Here is a 16,152-nt window from a genome sequence, read left to right on the forward strand (position 1 = left end):
CGCAAAGCCTTTTCAGCCATCGGCGCCAGCAATTTCAAACCGGCCAAAATGAAAAACGGGGGCCAGACCTGCGTCCCGCCCCCGTTCTTTATATCCACCCTCAGCGCTTCGCAACAAATAATAAGCAAAGTGCCGAAAGTTTGAAATATTATTTCGCGTTCTTGCCGCGATTGAAGTCTTTCTTCTCGGCGATCCGAGCAGACTTACCAGTACGGCCACGCAGGTAGTAGAGCTTCGCACGACGTACTTTACCGCGACGAACAACAGTGATGCTGTCAACAACCGGACCATAGAGCGGGAATACACGCTCAACGCCTTCGCCGTAAGAAATCTTACGAACGGTGAAGTTGGAGCTCACACCTTTGTTGGAGCGCGCAATACATACGCCTTCATAAGCCTGGATACGCTCACGCTCGCCTTCGCGAACCTTCACGTTAACACGCAGGGTGTCACCAGCACCGAAAGTTGGGATTTCCTTACCTTCGGTCAGCTTTTCGATCTGCTCTTGCTCGAGCTTCTGAATAATATTCATCGGTCTTCAACCTTTTTTCTTACTTGCCTGCTCATAGGTCGACCAGAGATCCGGCCGGCGTAAACGGGTCAACTCTTCTGCTTTTTCACGGCGCCACTGGGCGACGCGTTTATGGTGCCCACTTGTGAGCACCTCGGGAATTTCCCGACCTTCCCAGACCTGAGGCCTGGTATATTGCGGATACTCAAGTAACCCGCTTTCGAAGCTCTCTTCATCGAGCGTTTCGGTTTTGCCCATGATGCCCGGCAGCAGACGAACCACCGCATCCAGCATCACAAGCGCCGCGGGCTCACCACCCGAGAGGATAAAATCCCCAACGCTCACTTCTTCCACGCCCCGGGCTTCAAGAACGCGTTCATCAACGCCTTCGAAGCGACCACACAGTAGCGTGACACCCCCTGCTTCCTGCCAGCGCTGCGCCTCCGATTGATCGAAGCGTTTGCCGCGTGGGCTCATGTAAACCAGGGGCCATTCAGGCTTGGCGTCCGCTCTCGCGGCATCAATTGCCTTGCCCAAAATATCGGCGCGCATCACCATCCCCGGGCCACCGCCCGCGGGGGTATCGTCCACCGAGCGGTGCTTATCGCTCGAAAAATCGCGGATGTCCAGCGTTTTTAGCGCCCATTTGCCCTCATTCAGGCCTTTTCCCGCGAGCGACTGGCCAAGACACCCCGGGAACATATCCGGGAAGATTGTCAGGATCTGGGCGGTAAAGAGCGGGTCCATCATTTCGCGCCCTCTTCCATGTCGTCTGGGTCGCGTTCGCTGATGTGGGTTTCAACCCAGTCATCAAAGGCGATTTCGGCGAATCCACCACGGATATCCACCACCGGCACATAGGCCTTGCGGAACGGAATGAAGGCGTGGCGGCCAAGGCCCTTGAGGGGTTTTGTCAGCACCAGTTCCAGCAGGTCTTCCGCGCCAAAGTTCTCGACCGCGCGCACGATGCCGAGCACAGCACCCGAGGCATCGCGGGCCTCAAGCCCGATCAGGTCAGCCAGATAGAACTCATCTTCGTCTTCGGCCTCAAGCGCCTCGCGGGAGACATAAAGCCGGGTGCCCTTCAGCGCCTGCGCGTCTTCGCGGTTCATCACACCGTCAACCCGCACGATGAAACCGTCGGGCGCGTCGCGGAGCAGCTTGACCTTGAGCGCCGGGCCGTTCGCCCCCTTGTGAAGGGATGGATAGGCGAACAGGGCACTCGGCACATCGGTGAAAGACTTCAGGCGCACGTCGCCCCGAACCCCGTGCGCGCCCGCAAAGGCACCCACGCAGATCCAACCGTCTTCAATACCGCGCTGGCGGCGTTCTTCCGATGCGTTAGCCATGTCTATGGTCCTGACAATAAAAGTCAGCCGCGTGTCTATGGTGCGGCGGGGGAAGAGTCAAGAATTCTGCGCTCTTTAGTCCGCCACATAGAAGATATGATTGCCGATGATGGCGCTGACTTTCGCCTCTGAAAGGAAATCCGGGCGTTCGATACCCGCACTGTGATAATAGGTGGCACCCTCCGTGATGTCCCACAACAGCCCCAGTTGGGCGAAGGTGGCCAGCCATTTGGCGCGCTGAAAACTGGGGTCGTCCTCAGCTACAGCGTCAAGTTTCCGCCGATTGGGATCATCCGGATTATAGGCTGTGAACTGGTAGGGCTGCAGCGCCACACCTGACAAGCTGTTCGGGAAGCGTGGGTCCCGCTTGCGGTTCATCATGACATTCAGGACAGCATGCATCCCGTCATCAGGTTCGCCGCGCGCTTCGCCCCAAGCCACACGCGCCGCCCATTCGACATTATGCTTCCAATGTAGCCACGCACTGGTGATGGCCAAAAGCAATACGCCAATCGCCGTCAGTTTGAGTTTCGTGCTAAACCGCATCCCATCCATATTTTATATGTGGGGTGGGCCTGGCGAAATTTCACCTGATAAAAAAACGGCGCGCTGGTTGCCCGGCGCGCCGTTTTCTATTCGGTAGAAGCAAAGCTTACTCAGCAGCACCTTTCAGAAGGTCCCGAACCTTCATTAGCGCAAAACCAAGAAGATTCTGCCCCTTCCAAAGATTTGGGTTTTCTGCGTGTTCATGATCAGCAGTCAGGCCATTGCCCCAAATCCTATCGACAGGACTGGCTTCCACCAAAACGCGATCCTTTGTGTTGAGCAAAAATTCCTTGAGGCTTTCGTTTTGGGAAAACTTCAGAAGATTACCCTCGACGACTATGTCGAATTTGTTTTGGTCCCAGATGCTCTGGTCGAACGGCTCAATCATCCGTCCATAGGCTTTTGCTTTGGCAGGGATCGAACACTGCAAGATTTTCGCAGCCATCTCATCATTGCCAAACAGTTTCGCCTTCTGGACCATCATATAGTGCTCTGCTGACCTATAGTTCTCCCCGCTTTCGCCTTGAAAACCACAAGGAAACCACTGGCTAAAACAGGCCTTTGTTGTGTGATCAGCATTGGACTTGTGCCCCCAAAAGAAAACGTACTTACACTTTCTTTTGTTGGAGAACTTGATCAGTTCCTCAACCGAATAAATCACCTTAGCCACCTTTATCTTTCAGCGGATCACGCAGGTGCCTTTTATGCAGATTATTTAGTGTTGTCAACACACTTATTGCCCTACCTCACTTAAACAACAAAGCAAAATCCAGGCGACATGACCTGCAACAAAAAACGGCGCGCTGGTTGCCCGGCGCGCCGTCTTTAATTGGATAGAAGCAAAGCTTACTCAGCAGCAGCTTCTTCAGAAGCTTCTTCAGCTGGGGCTTCTTCTGCAGGGGCAGCAGCAGCGGCTTTCGCAGCTTCTTCAGCTTCCTTGGCAGCTTCAGCAGCAGCTTCAGCTTTGGCTTTTTTCTCTTCGATCAGCTCGAGAGCTTTCTGGCCTGGCTTACCTTTGTTCGGGTTGTTGCGAACAGTTTTCTCAACAGCGCCAGCGGCTTCAAGGAAGCGAGCAACACGGTCAGAAGGCTTCGCGCCTTTGCCCATCCACTCTTTTACGCGGTCGAGGTCGATTTGAACGCGGTTCTCGTCGTCTTTCGCGAGCATTGGGTTGTAGGAACCGATTTTCTCGATGAATTTACCATCGCGACGGGAGCGGCTGTCAGCCACAACGATGCGGTAGTAAGGACGTTTCTTCGCGCCACCACGGGCCAGACGAATTGCAAGTGCCATTTTATTTTCCTTTCAGATCCCCGGCCAACCTTGGTCCGGGAGTATTCTCAAGTTTCAGTGCGTTCCCTTACGAGAACAGTTTGTCAAATCCTGGGGGAAGGCTACCGGGCATACCGCCACCCATTCCACCTGGCATCATTGGCATCCGGCCCTTTTTGCCCATAGCGGACATTTTCTTCATCATTTTGGCCATCTGCATATGCATTTTCAGGAGCTTGTTCACCTCTGGCACGCTGGTGCCTGACCCCGCCGCGATCCGCTTCTTGCGGCTGGCGTTGATCATTTTCGGTTGTTTGCGCTCCTTCTGCGTCATGGAAGAAATGATCGCTTCCTGACGCTTGAACACCTTGTCATCCATGCCGGCATTCATGGCGCCCTTCAGCTTGCCCATACCGGGCAGCATGCCAAGCACGCCCTTCATGCCGCCCATCTTCGCCATCTGCTGAAGCTGGGTGCGCAGGTCATCAAGGTCGAATTCGCCTTTGGCCATTTTCTTGGCCATCTTTTCAGCGTCTTCTTTTTCAATGGTTTCGGCTGCTTTTTCCACGAGGCTGACAACGTCGCCCATGCCAAGGATCCGGCTTGCCACACGCTCGGGATGGAAATCCTCAAGCGCATCCATCTTTTCGCCGGTACCCGCAAGCTTGATCGGCTTGCCTGTAACAGCCCGCATGGAAAGTGCTGCACCGCCACGGCCGTCACCATCCATACGCGTGAGCGCCACGCCGGTAATCCCGACCTGCGCATCAAATTCTTTCGCCACATTGACGGCGTCCTGGCCGGTCAGGCTGTCCGCCACCAGAAGCGTCTCAAGCGGCATCGCCGTATTGCGCACTGCCACAACCTCAGCCATCAGGCTCTGGTCGATGTGCAGGCGGCCGGCAGTATCCAGCATCACTACGTCAAAGCCCTGCAGCTTCGCGGCGTCCATGGCGCGGCGGGTGATCTCCACCGGCATCTGGCCTTCGATGATCGGCAGCGTCTTGACGCCGATCTGTTCGCCAAGGATCTTCAGCTGCTCCTGGGCTGCCGGGCGGCGCACGTCGAGGGACGCCATGAGAACCTTCTTGTTCTCTTTTTCCGTCAGGCGCTTCGCGATCTTCGCCGTCGTCGTGGTTTTACCGGAGCCCTGCAGGCCCACCATCAGGATCGCCACAGGCGGCACACCCGCGGTGTTGATGGCGCTGGTCTCTGAGCCGAGCATGGCAACAAGTTCGTCATTGACGATCTTGACAACCTGCTGGCCCGGTGTGACCGACTTCAGTACCTGCTGGCCGATAGCCTTTTCTTTGACGCGGCTGACGAAATCCTTGACGACCGGCAACGCAACGTCGGCCTCCAGAAGTGCCACACGCACTTCCCGGAGCGCTTCGGTAACGTCCGATTCCTTCAGCGCACCACGGCGCTTCAGTCCATCAAAAATACCACTCAGCCGGTCAGACAGGCTATCAAACATATGCAAAACCACCTTTGCAACGGTTCTAAATTCAAATTACCCAACAAGGACTTAGCCAAATGCCAATCGCACCAGTGGGCGAAACTCGCTGACTGGTGGGCACCCCAAAGCTCGGGTCTTCGTAGGCGCTGCGGCAATGTCTCTTCCTGTGGGAAGCGCGCCTTACATAGGAAGAAGGGGGCAAGGAGTCAAGTAAAACAGGGCGTGCGCTGCGGCGTTTTCAGCGGCCCGGCTTGAGCAGTGACTGGATGGTTTCCATCAGTTCCTCGATCACGATGGGCTTGCCCACGTGGGCATCCATGCCCGCCGCCAGATAGCTTTCCACATCCGGCGTGAGCGTGTTGGCCGTGAGCGCAATGATCGGGGGTGGCGATTTCATCTTTTCCTTGATGATCCCAGTGGCAGTCGGGCCATCCATCACCGGCATGCGCACGTCCATCAGCACCAGGTCGAATCCGGGCTTTTCCGCCAAGGCCGCTTCCACAGCAGCCTCACCGTTCGCGACAACCATCACCTCCCAGCCTTTGGCCGTCATCAGCTTGCGGATCAGCACCTGATTGACCAGATTATCTTCCGCCACCAGCACTTTCAGGTGGCCAACGGCCGCCATACTTTCGCTGGCGGCCTGCACAGAGGCCTCACGCAGCACTTTCTGGGATTTGGGCAGTGTCACCGCAACCCGGAACTCTGACCCTTCACCCACGGTGCTTTCGACACTGATATCACCCTCCATCAGGGCCACAAGTTCCTTGATAATGGCAAGCCCGAGGCCCGTGCCGGTCTGGGCGCGGGTCGTATCGTCCCCCAATTGCTCGAACCGCTCAAACAGGGTGCCTATGCGGTCTTTGGGGATGCCGGCGCCGCTGTCACAGACCCGCCAGGTCAGGCGCACCGTGTCGCCTTCTTCTTCGGCATCCAGATAGATATCGGCACCGCCCTTTTCGGTAAACTTGATGGCATTGCCCAGAAGATTGAACAAAATCTGCCCCAGTCGAACACTGTCCCCCAACACCCACAGGTCCCCTGCTGCAGGCGTATGAACAGTGACCGATATGCCCTTTGCCTCCGCCTGACTGCGCAGCATGCCCGCCACATCGCGTGTCATCGCCAGCGCATCCATCGGGCCAACATTCAGTTCAAACTTGCCGGATTCAAGTTTCGAATAGTCCAGGATATCGTTGATAATGGCCAGCAGATAGCCCGCGCTGGTCTTGGCGGTTTTCAGCAGCTGGTCCTGCTCTGAATTCAGCTCTGTGCTTCGCAGCAGGTCCATCATGCCAAGCACCCCTGTCATGGGGGTCCTGAGTTCATGGGACATATTGGCCAGAAAGCGGTCTTTCGCCTTCAAGGCGCCTTCAAGGGAGTCGGCCTTGTCCTCAAGTTCCAGCTGGAGTTCCACCCTTTTACGGATAGCAGGCGCGCGGGTGAAGAAAGCCGCGATGGAGATCAGCAGGCACCCAATCAGCAGCGAAATCACTTCAACGCCCAGCACCGGCATGTTGGCCGCGGCCACGATGAAAGTGGCAACACACAAAAGCACCAGCGCAAACCAGACACGGAGCTGGGTTGTGCTGATACCGAAAACGATGATCGCCAGCCCGGCACTGAAAAACTGGTTCTTGTTGCCGGTAAGATACATGTTCCCGAAGACATTCAGGATCACCAGGCAGCCCAGAAAAAACGTGGTCAGCTCGATCTTGACCTGCGGCAACTGGCGTATCCGGCAGTATAGGAAAACCCCAATGCCGATCAGGGCAGAAGGAATGGAAATAGCAGCCAGATAGGGTACAATTTCAGGGGGAAACTTCAGGAAATAACCAACTGACCGCAGGCCGTAATAAAGCGCCAGGGTAAGCCCCAACATCTTGAGGTAATTCTGGGCGATGACATTCATCTCCGACTGAACTGCTTCAGCTGTGTAATGCTGGTCCACCCCTATGCCGCCTGGTGGCTCTTTTTCGCTCACAGGTTCCGTCCCCAACCCCAAAATTATGATACAGGCATTTACCCACACATACCGGCAACTTGCAAGCTGGCGCCGGGCCAGGCCTACTCAGGCGGGTTGTGTCGGGCCATCAGTATTTTCGCGATGGCTGACCTGAGTTCTTCCATATTGATCGGCTTGCCCACATGGGCGTCCATGCCGGCCTCTAGATACCGGGCCACATCTTCCTTCATGGTGTTGGCTGTCAGCGCGATCACGGGGGGCGGACTGACCATCTTTTCCTTGATGATACGGGTGGCCGTCAGGCCATTCATCACCGGCATCTGAACGTCCATCAAAATCAAATCATAGGGCTTGTCTGTCTTGGTGGCGGCCGCCACGGCCGTTTCACCGTTTTCCACCATCTGCACCGTCCAGCCCTGCTTTACCAGAAGCCGTTCAATCAAGGCCTGGTTGACCTTATTATCCTCGGCCACAAGAATCCGAAGCGGCAGGGACAAGACGGCTTCCGGTACTGCGACTGCAGGCGCCGCTTTCAGCTGATCTGCACTCAGGCGCTCCAGCGGCACGGTGAAACTGAACTCTGTCCCCTCACCCACGACACTTGCGACCTCCACATGTCCACCCATCAGGGCCAAGAGCTCCTTGATGATGGCAAGGCCAAGGCCTGTGCCCTGCTGTTGCTGGCGGGTACTGGAAGCATCCAGCTGTTCGAACCGGTCAAACAGCTTGGTGATGCGGCCTTGCGGAATGCCCGCGCCCGTGTCGGACACGATCCATTCAATGGACAGCCGATCCTGGTGGGTATGGAGCTGCATCGTCACCGTCACCCCGCCCTTTTCGGTAAACTTGATGGCGTTGCCCACCAGGTTAAACAGTACCTGACCAATACGCACGCCATCGCCGTTCACCACGATGAGGTCTTCATCTGGCAGATTGAGCGTAAGGGCAATGTCCTTCGCCTGCGCCTGAGAGCGCAGCATCTCCACCACATCCTGCGTGATGGCAACGGCGTCCATGGGCGCCGGCTTCAGCTCGAACTTGCCGGATTCCAGTTTCGAATAATCCAGGATGTCATTGATGATCGCCAGCAGGTATCCCGCGCTGGTTTTGGCGGTTTCAAGCAGGCGGGCCTGTTCCTTGGTCAGCTTTGTGTCGCGCAACAGGTCCATCATGCCCAGAACGCCGGTCATCGGCGTGCGCAAATCATGGGTCACGTTAGCCATGAAGCGGTCCTTGGCCTTGTTTGCAGCCTCAAGCTTCTGCGCCTTGTCGATAAGCTCAACCTCCAGGTCCATCCGGTCCCGGATGACAGAGAGGCGGGCTTTGAAGGCCAGAAAAGAGAGCGCGCCACCCGTCAGCAAATAAAACAGGAAAGGTTTGTCGTCAGGTGGCCCGATCGTCGCCAGCACTGTACCATAACCGGCAACCACAAAAGCCACCTGCGCAAGCCAGTTCCAGACGGAAATCGTGCCCAGGCCTGCAGCAACCAGTACAAATGCCATATTGGGCGTGATTTCAGCATTGAACCCCTCAATATAGGCGAGTGCTGTATTCCCGATCAAAGCCAGGCAGATAACGAAAAAATTGACCTCTACTGCCTTGCGCCCCAATTGCTGCGCCTGGGCCTTCCGGGAAATCCATATCCCATAAAAAGCCGTCAGGAATGCAGGAACCGCAAGCACAACCGGGTCCCCACCCTTTGGGTCTATAAGAAAGGCTGTACCACGCAGGCTGTAGAAAACGCTCAGCACAACGGCCATCGCGCCCAGATACCGCTGGGAAATCTTGTTGAGTTCTATCGCCAGCAGGTCCGGCACTGCTGCAATGCCATGCTCATCGGACGGTTTCACGTCTGTATCCGCAGCCTCATGGGTCATACGCTTGTGTGCTCCCTGCGCTCGGTAAGTACAGTTTGCACTGCGGCTTTCAGGTCATCAAGCTGGATTGGCTTGCCCACAACGGCGTCCATGCCAGCCTGCTGATATGCCGCAACATCCTCGGCCATTGTATTGGCTGTCAGGGCAATAATCGGAACCTGCCCCCGCTTCCCATCCGATGTCCGAATGGCCTTGGTTGCCTCTGTCCCGTCCAGGCCCGGCATACGGACATCCATCAGGATCAAATCGAAATCCTGACCCAGCGCTGCTTCCAGCGCCTGGTTGCCGTCTTCGGCGAACTGCAGGGTCCAGTTCAGTTTGGCCAAGAGCTTTCCGATCAGCAACCGGTTCACATTGTTGTCTTCGGCCACAAGAACCGAAAGCTTTTCCGGCAGGGCTTCTGGTGTTTTACCAGCCTGATCTTCCTGGCTCGCCGCCAGTTCAGCGCTGGTGGCCAGGGGCAGCTGAACCTCGAAAACAAAGCGCGCGCCCTGGCCTTCCGCAGCCTCGGCATACAGGTGTCCGTCCATGAGACGCGCCAGTTCGCGGCATATCGACAGCCCGAGGCCCGCACCGCCCTGTTTCTTTACGGCAGACCCGTCTGCCTGCTCAAATCTGGCGAACAGCCGTTCCATTTCCTCACTGGAAAATCCGATCCCGGTATCGACCACCTCAAACGTCATAGGCTGTCGGCCCTCAGCCTGTGGGCCCAGGCGTATGCTCACATCCACCTTGCCTGCATCGGTAAATTTGATGGCATTGCCCACCAGGTTGAACAGGATCTGACCAATACGAACACTGTCCCCCATGGTAGGGGGACAGGCCGACGCAGCGTTATGGAACGTCAGCTTGAGGCCTTTTTCTTCGGCGGTTGGCCTGAGCAAATCAACAACCTGGCTCGCAATCTCGTCAGCCCGAAAGGCCTGCTCTGTCAGCCTGAGCTTGCCTTCCTCCATCCGCGCCAGATCGAGGATATCGTTGATCAGGGTCAACAGGGTGTTGGCGCTGAACTGGGCCGCTTTCAGGAATTCCTGCTGCTCGCCTGTCAGCCGCGTATCATTAAGGAGGCGCATCATGCCCAGAACCCCGGTCAGCGGGGTTCTGAGCTCATGGCTGGTGTTGGCCAGGAACATGCCTTTGGCCTCATTGGCCCGACGGGCCTCCTCTGCAGCCTGCTCCGCCTCCTTGAGGAGCGCCCGGGCCTCACGGGCCTTCTGGGCCAGCGCATGAGACTTGGACCTGTTGGATATCAACAACCGTTCCACGTTCGACAGGGTTCGGTAGCGCTGGACAAAACATAGGCCGCTGAGCACCAGGCTGGCCACCCCCATGAACGCGATGTGGATCGTAAGCGGCCCGCCAAGCGAATAGAGGCACCCGACAAAGAAGAAAGAGCTGACAGCCACAAGGCCGATATAGACGCTGGGCAGCAGCGTAATGAACCCGAAAGCCAGCAAAATCAGCACGGCGTTGGTCAGCTGCAGGATATCCCCTGTCATCTCCACATGAAGATAAACCAGCAAGATGACCGCAAATGCTGACGGCAAGAAGGCTGCGTGGCTGAACCGCTCCGGGATCTTCTGAAGCCGCAGCAATATCCAGGTTATGATGCTGATCATCGACGCGGCGAAAGACAGAGATGCAAGCGGCAGGCGGACGTCCGCTGAAAGTACCAAGACATGGGAAATACCCGTGAACAGGTAATAGAGCGCCATAACCAGGGTGATCGTTGGCAACTGGCCAAGATAGATGCCATCCAGAGCCTGGCGGACCTGGCGCGCCCGGCTGGATTTCCGCGACATTTTATCGTTCTTCGTCAACACCACCTGTGGCGCAACCTCTTCCCATACTAACCTGCCCTTCCCAAAAGCAGGCCCGCCCCCAGATCGCGGTCGAAGCCTGCACTATATTTCCTAAAAGATAAAGGGCGGGTAAACCCGCCCTTCAAAACAATTATCGCTGCTCAAGCCTTATGAGTTGGCGGCGATGAAGGCGTCCACCTGATCCTCAAGGATCGTGAGCGGCATTGCACCGCCATTCAGCACCAGGTCATGGAAGGCTTTGATGTCGAACTTTTCGCCCAAAGCCTCTCTTGCCTTGTCGCGCAGCCGCAGCATCGTCAACTGGCCAACCTTGTAACCGGTAGCCTGGCCCGGCCAAACGATGTAGCGCTCGATCTCGGTCACCACGTCAGACATGGCCATGCCGGTATTGGACGCCATATAGTCAATCGCCTGTTCGCGGGTCCATTTCTTGGCGTGGATGCCGGTGTCGACCACCAGGCGCACGGCGCGGAACAGTTCGGACTGCAGCGCGCCAATCTTGTCGTCATTGGTTTTCATGAACCCAAGTTCCCAACCCACGCGTTCGGCATAAAGCGCCCAGCCTTCAATATAGGCGCCATAGCCTGCAAATTTGCGGAACATTGGCAGATCTTCCTGCTCCTGCTGCAGCGCGATCTGGTAATGGTGGCCCGGCACGGCTTCATGGTAGGTCAGCGCGCGCATGCCGTATATGGGCGTGCCCTTGATGTCATACAAGTTGGCATAAAACTGGCCAGGACGGCTGCCGTCCATGGCTGGCGAATTATAGTATCCGCCCGGCGCACCCTGCTCCATGAATTCAGGCACCCGCACTACTTCAACCGGCGCTTTCGGTTTCATGTTGAACTGGTCTGCGATGCCCGCATCAATTTCCTCGATCAGGGCGGCGTAATCTTTCAGGATCTGCTCACGGCCCTCGGGTGTATCAGGGTAATAGTGCCGCGGCTCATCAGCGTATCCATTGATCAGATCAGCAAACGGGATGGCCGTGTCGTAGCCCATTTCCGCAAAGATCGACAGCATCTGGGTCTGAATACGGTCCACTTCACTGAGGCCAAGCTGGTGAATTTCTTCTGCCGTCATGTCCGTGGTGGTGAAATGCTTCAGCCGGGTCTGGTAGAAACGCTCACCGTCCGGGAATTTCCAGGCACCGGCATCATTGTTTGATTTCGTCTTCAGCGCAGCCACATAGGTCTGCATATCAGCCCAGATCGGGTTGATCACGTCGGTGATCGCAGCTTCGATTTCCGCCAGCACTCGGTCTTTCTCAGACTGGTCGGCATCGAGCGCGTCAATCTTGTCTTTGACCCCGGCATAAAGCGCATTCTCCTTTGGGTCGTCCTTGACGAAAGGATTAAGCTGCGCTTCCACTTTTTCCAGAATGAAGGTTGGCGGAATGATGCCCAGTTCTTCGCGCTTCTTCAGCTGCTCCATCATCTGGTCAAACTGGGTACGGGCCGCACGCAGGCGCGCCACATAATAGTCCGCTTCTTCCAGATCCTGAATTGAGTGGGTGCCGGTCATGAAGGCCGGGAAATTGTTGTGCCAGCCATAAAGCTGGGTCAGCGGGTAGTTATAATAGTCATACTCCGGGTGCTCCAGGTCTTCCTTCAGCCCATAAGCCATCAGCCTCTTGTTCAGGCGTTGGTCGGCATCGAGACCGTCGTCATCGTATGACATCAGAATTTCGTAGTTTTCCTGGGTCCGTGCGCGCTGCACTTCGTCGTGCGCCAGCGACAGATCATCCAGTTCGGCATTATGGCCAGTGATGCCCCATGGCTCCAGCATGCGAAGCGAGCTCATGGTTTGCGGGCTATCGAGACCCTCCTGAACGATCACACGAGTCTGGAAATGATCGAAGCTGAACGGCTTGAACCAGACTAGTTTAGAGACATAAACGCCCCCCACGAGCACCGCGACTGTCGCAATGCCGCCCAATAATTTTTTGACGGACATGGTATCCTCCCTGTTGTTTTATGACCGCAGAATAGCCCAATCCTGAAAAGTCTCAAGTCGGTTCTTTTCTGCAGATTTTCAGCCAATCCGCAATAAAGCCTTCACAGCCACCACCCGAGTCGATATTGAATTTAGACAAGGGAAACGGGAGGAAACAGAATGGCCAATCAGCAGGGCGAAATTCATCGCCACGGTGAAACACGTGCAAAGTACCAAACCATTGGCTTGTTCCTGGGGCCACTGCTGTTCCTGGCTGTCATGCTCAGTGCACCGCCTGCGGCCCTGTCCGCTGATGCCTGGTCCGTGGTTGCGCTTGCTGTGCTGATGGCAACCTGGTGGGCCACCGAAGCCATCCCCGTGCCGGCCACAAGCCTGCTGCCTTTGGTGATGCTGCCGCTTCTGGGGGCCGCCAGCTCAAGCGAGGCCTCCTTGCCTTACGCCAAACCGGTAATCTTCCTGCTGCTGGGCGGCTTCATCGCTGCCATGGGCATGCAGAAATGGGACCTTCACCGGCGGATTGCGCTCAATATCCTCGCCCGCGTCGGTGACCACCCAGCGGCCCTGATCGCGGGCTTCATGGCGGCGTCGGCGCTGCTTTCGATGTGGATATCCAACACCGCCACCACACTGATGATCGTGCCCATCGCGCTCACAGTCGCACAGACCATCCTGAAGGAAAAAGCCACCGGCCACCGCTTTACCATAGCCCTTCTGATCGGCTGCGCCTGGGCGGCTTCCATCGGGGGGCTTGGCACCTATATCGGCACGCCGCCGAACCTGTTTGTAAAAGCTTTCATCCAGCAGTCCACCGGCCGTGAAATCCTGTTCATTGAATGGATGGCCTTCGCCATTCCCGTTGTGTTGACCATGGTGCCGCTGGCGTGGCTGGTGCTGACCAAAATCTGCTTCCCGTTTGACGCCAAATTGGCGCGCGGTGGGGCTGAGGTGGTGCAGACCGAACTTCAGGCCATGGGCCGCATCACAACACCGGAAAAGCGGGTTGCAATCGTCATGACCTGCATGGCGCTTTTGTGGAGCTTCCGCCAGGTGCTGGTGGACACCCAGTGGCTGACAGACCTGATGCCCTTCGTTGCCCGCATGTCAGACATGCATATTGCCGTGGCGGCAGGCCTTGCCATGTTCCTGATCCCGGCGGGCGGCGGCGAAGCCAACAAGCACAAGGCGCTGCTGTCATGGGAAAGCGCGGTTGAGCTGCCCTGGGGCGTGATCCTGCTGTTCGGCGGCGGGCTTAGCCTTGCGGCTGCCATTCAAGCCACAGGCCTCGCCGTCTGGCTCGGGAACCATATGGCGGGCCTTTCGGGCGCCCATCTATTCGTGATCATGCTGGTGATTGTGGGCATGGTGATATTCCTGACGGAACTGACCAGCAACACAGCCACCACAGCAGCGCTTGTGCCTGTGCTGGGCGCGCTGGCGACCAGCGCCGATATCGACCCCATCATGCTGGCGGCACCCACCGCCATGGCGGCCAGCTGCGCCTTCATGCTGCCGGTGGCCACGGGCCCGAACGCGGTGATCTTCTCAACCGGGCAGCTGCATGTGCCGGACATGATGCGTGCGGGCTTATGGCTCAATGTGATTGGCACCTTTGTGGTGGCAGCACTGTGCTACAGCCTGCTGCCCATGGTGTTCGGCTAATCGCGCCAGGCATCCGCTGGCGCATTCACCATGGGGTGCGCCAGGAAGGCCGCATTGTCTGCAGTGAGGCGCGACAAAAAGGCCGTACGTTCCACGTCCGTGAAAGCCACCTGAAGAGGTGCCTCCAACGTCGCCTGTAGCCGGTCTGCCGACCAGCTAGGATTGCCGCTAAGCTTGATTGGGGTGTCGCCCGCGACAGTGTCCAATCCCAGGAATTCCAGAACGGCATGCCCGGCACGTTCCTTTGGCCAGCTTTCCAGACAGGTGAAACGCGTGTTCGCCGTGAGGCCCGCGCGTTCAACTTCTCGCACCAACCGTAACCACGACACGTCCTGCTCCCCGATGCGTGCCACATAATCGGGAAACGCTTCCCGCAGCCCCTGCCGCACACGAAATGCATAGGCGGATTCCAGAAACCGGTCTGGTCGCCGGGCCACCAGCCTCAGGTCGACATCGAAGGATTTCGCCAACCGTTTCATAGCGCGCATGAAGTTGCCGAAATGGGGATAAAAGCCAGGGTCGCGTACACCGGGCATCAAACCCAGCAGTAATTCCTCGCTGATCACAATGCGGTCCGCCCTGATGCGCTGCAGCATGGATGCAACCAACTTCAGGCGCAGGCTGGAAACCAGGGAATCATCCTGATGGCGATACAGAAGCCGGAGCTGCCGGCCTGTCAGCCAGCCTTGCAGATCTTCCCTGAGCAGCAGCGCCGTGCCAGTGGCCTCAATGGCCGTCCGCCGCGCGCGCAGCATGTCCTGCACCGCGGTCGATGCGCAGCGGTGAAACCCCGCATGAATGATGATTTGTTGTCGCCCTGCCACCAAGCCTGCCTCAATCCGCCAAAATCTGCTGCCAGATGCACAGAAATCCATGGACTCTGCGCTATGAGAACCCATATAAGCGGCCTCATGGAAAAAGGCCAGCATATGCGCCCGTTCCTGAAGATGCATGGACTGGGCAATGACTTCATCATTTTTGACGCCCGCGAGGATGATCTCGCGCTGGCGGATGAAGCTGTGCGTGCATTGTCTGACCGCCGCCGCGGCATCGGTTGTGACCAACTGATCATCCTGAGAACAAGCGGCAAAGCCGACATCTTCATGGAAATTCGCAACGCTGACGGCAGCCGCGTGGGTGCTTGCGGTAACGCTACCCGCTGCGTGGGCCAGCTGGCGCTGGATGAAAGCGGCAAAGAAAAGGTCCTGATCGAGACAGACGCAGGCCTGCTGACCGCCACCCGCGCAGAGGCGGGCATCAGCGTCAATATGGGCCCGGCGCGGCTGGCATGGGATGAGATCCCGCTGGCGCGCGAAACGGACACCATGAAGATCGATTTCGCCATGGGCCCACTGTTCGAACCCACGTGCGTCAATATGGGCAACCCGCATGCTGTCTTCTTCGTTGAGGACGCCGACACGGTTGACCTGCCATACTGGGGCCCGCAGGTTGAAAAGAACGCGATGTTCCCTGAGCGTGTGAATGCCTCGGTTGGGACCGTGAAAGGTGATACAATCCGCCTGCGTGTGTGGGAACGCGGGGCTGGCATCACTGATGCCTGCGGCACCGCCGCCTGCGCGAGTGTTGTCGCGGCCTCGCGCCTTGCCCTCATTGACCGCAAGGCCACCGTAATGCTGGACGGCGGCCCGCTTGAGGTTGAGTGGCTCGCGGACGGCACAGTACAAATGACAGGCGCGGCAACGCTGGCGTTCAAAGGCGAGGTCGCGCTGTGAG

At 57.3% G+C, this 16,152-nt stretch carries 14 protein-coding genes; 2 read left to right on the plus strand and 12 right to left on the minus strand.

What is annotated here, in order from left to right:
- Positions 1–148 precede the first annotated feature (148 nt).
- The 11 genes from rplS to KORLAC_RS06075 form a co-directional block, all read right to left on the minus strand.
- Positions 149–532, minus strand: a complete 384-nt coding sequence (gene rplS / locus KORLAC_RS06025; protein WP_068304395.1) for a 50S ribosomal protein L19 — start codon at positions 530–532, stop codon at positions 149–151.
- A 6-nt stretch (positions 533–538) separates the two neighbouring features.
- Positions 539–1,258, minus strand: a complete 720-nt coding sequence (gene trmD / locus KORLAC_RS06030; protein WP_068304397.1) for a tRNA (guanosine(37)-N1)-methyltransferase TrmD — start codon at positions 1,256–1,258, stop codon at positions 539–541.
- A complete protein-coding gene (gene rimM / locus KORLAC_RS06035; protein WP_074519389.1) occupies positions 1,258–1,860 on the minus strand; it encodes a ribosome maturation factor RimM in 603 nt (200 codons plus the stop codon). Before rimM ends, trmD begins: the two co-directional genes overlap by 1 nt.
- Positions 1,861–1,935: 75 nt before the next feature.
- The gene (locus KORLAC_RS06040; protein ID WP_068304400.1) at positions 1,936–2,406 is read right to left on the minus strand and encodes a cell wall hydrolase; all 471 of its coding nucleotides are present in this window, start codon (positions 2,404–2,406) and stop codon (positions 1,936–1,938) included.
- Between the two features lie 106 nt (positions 2,407–2,512).
- On the minus strand, positions 2,513–3,067 hold the full coding sequence (locus KORLAC_RS06045) for an NADAR family protein (protein ID WP_068304673.1): 555 nt from the start codon (positions 3,065–3,067) through the stop codon (positions 2,513–2,515).
- A gap of 185 nt (positions 3,068–3,252) precedes the next feature.
- Positions 3,253–3,699: a 30S ribosomal protein S16 gene (gene rpsP, locus KORLAC_RS19255; RefSeq protein WP_068304402.1), complete on the minus strand. Its 447-nt coding sequence runs from the start codon at positions 3,697–3,699 to the stop codon at positions 3,253–3,255.
- Between the two features lie 67 nt (positions 3,700–3,766).
- Complete coding sequence (gene ffh, locus KORLAC_RS06055; RefSeq protein ID WP_068304405.1) at positions 3,767–5,155, minus strand: signal recognition particle protein; 1,389 nt, start codon at positions 5,153–5,155, stop codon at positions 3,767–3,769.
- Positions 5,156–5,375: 220 nt separating this feature from the next.
- A complete protein-coding gene (locus tag KORLAC_RS06060) occupies positions 5,376–7,121 on the minus strand; it encodes an ATP-binding protein (protein ID WP_068304407.1) in 1,746 nt (581 codons plus the stop codon).
- An 83-nt stretch (positions 7,122–7,204) separates the two neighbouring features.
- Positions 7,205–8,980 carry a hybrid sensor histidine kinase/response regulator gene (locus KORLAC_RS06065; RefSeq protein ID WP_068304409.1) on the minus strand — a complete coding sequence of 592 codons (1,776 nt, stop codon included), beginning with the start codon at positions 8,978–8,980 and terminating at the stop codon, positions 7,205–7,207.
- Complete coding sequence (locus KORLAC_RS06070; protein ID WP_068304411.1) at positions 8,977–10,782, minus strand: ATP-binding protein; 1,806 nt, start codon at positions 10,780–10,782, stop codon at positions 8,977–8,979. Before KORLAC_RS06070 ends, KORLAC_RS06065 begins: the two co-directional genes overlap by 4 nt.
- 168 nt (positions 10,783–10,950) lie before the next feature.
- The gene (locus KORLAC_RS06075) at positions 10,951–12,759 is read right to left on the minus strand and encodes a DUF885 domain-containing protein (protein ID WP_068304414.1); all 1,809 of its coding nucleotides are present in this window, start codon (positions 12,757–12,759) and stop codon (positions 10,951–10,953) included.
- A gap of 159 nt (positions 12,760–12,918) precedes the next feature.
- On the opposite strand from KORLAC_RS06075, the gene KORLAC_RS06080 reads away from it, so the two are divergent.
- The gene (locus KORLAC_RS06080) at positions 12,919–14,418 is read left to right on the plus strand and encodes an SLC13 family permease (protein ID WP_068304415.1); all 1,500 of its coding nucleotides are present in this window, start codon (positions 12,919–12,921) and stop codon (positions 14,416–14,418) included.
- Here the strand turns inward: KORLAC_RS06080 and KORLAC_RS06085 are convergent.
- Positions 14,415–15,317 carry a hypothetical protein gene (locus tag KORLAC_RS06085; RefSeq protein WP_068304417.1) on the minus strand — a complete coding sequence of 301 codons (903 nt, stop codon included), beginning with the start codon at positions 15,315–15,317 and terminating at the stop codon, positions 14,415–14,417. The genes KORLAC_RS06080 and KORLAC_RS06085 overlap by 4 nt on opposite strands.
- Here KORLAC_RS06085 and dapF point away from each other — a divergent pair.
- Positions 15,306–16,151, plus strand: a complete 846-nt coding sequence (gene dapF / locus KORLAC_RS06090; protein ID WP_241493371.1) for a diaminopimelate epimerase — start codon at positions 15,306–15,308, stop codon at positions 16,149–16,151. The two genes, KORLAC_RS06085 and dapF, sit on opposite strands and share 12 nt — an antisense overlap.
- Position 16,152: the final 1 nt, after the last annotated feature.

Origin of the sequence: Kordiimonas lacus (assembly GCF_001550055.1) — a bacterium.
GTDB lineage: Bacteria > Pseudomonadota > Alphaproteobacteria > Sphingomonadales > Kordiimonadaceae > Kordiimonas > Kordiimonas lacus.

Bases quoted from the DNA above. Each gene is read 5' to 3' on its own strand.
- KORLAC_RS06040 (WP_068304400.1), bottom strand. From the start codon at position 2,406: ATGCGGTTTAGCACGAAACTCAAACTGACGGCGATTGGCGTATTGCTT.
- KORLAC_RS06080 (WP_068304415.1), top strand. From the start codon at position 12,919: ATGGCCAATCAGCAGGGCGAAATTCATCGCCACGGTGAAACACGTGCA.
- rplS (WP_068304395.1), bottom strand. From the start codon at position 532: ATGAATATTATTCAGAAGCTCGAGCAAGAGCAGATCGAAAAGCTGACC.
- KORLAC_RS06065 (WP_068304409.1), bottom strand. From the start codon at position 8,980: ATGACCCATGAGGCTGCGGATACAGACGTGAAACCGTCCGATGAGCAT.
- rimM (WP_074519389.1), bottom strand. From the start codon at position 1,860: ATGGCTAACGCATCGGAAGAACGCCGCCAGCGCGGTATTGAAGACGGT.
- ffh (WP_068304405.1), bottom strand. From the start codon at position 5,155: ATGTTTGATAGCCTGTCTGACCGGCTGAGTGGTATTTTTGATGGACTG.
- KORLAC_RS06075 (WP_068304414.1), bottom strand. From the start codon at position 12,759: ATGTCCGTCAAAAAATTATTGGGCGGCATTGCGACAGTCGCGGTGCTC.
- rpsP (WP_068304402.1), bottom strand. From the start codon at position 3,699: ATGGCACTTGCAATTCGTCTGGCCCGTGGTGGCGCGAAGAAACGTCCT.
- KORLAC_RS06085 (WP_068304417.1), bottom strand. From the start codon at position 15,317: ATGGGTTCTCATAGCGCAGAGTCCATGGATTTCTGTGCATCTGGCAGC.
- KORLAC_RS06070 (WP_068304411.1), bottom strand. From the start codon at position 10,782: ATGTCGCGGAAATCCAGCCGGGCGCGCCAGGTCCGCCAGGCTCTGGAT.
- trmD (WP_068304397.1), bottom strand. From the start codon at position 1,258: ATGGACCCGCTCTTTACCGCCCAGATCCTGACAATCTTCCCGGATATG.
- dapF (WP_241493371.1), top strand. From the start codon at position 15,306: ATGAGAACCCATATAAGCGGCCTCATGGAAAAAGGCCAGCATATGCGC.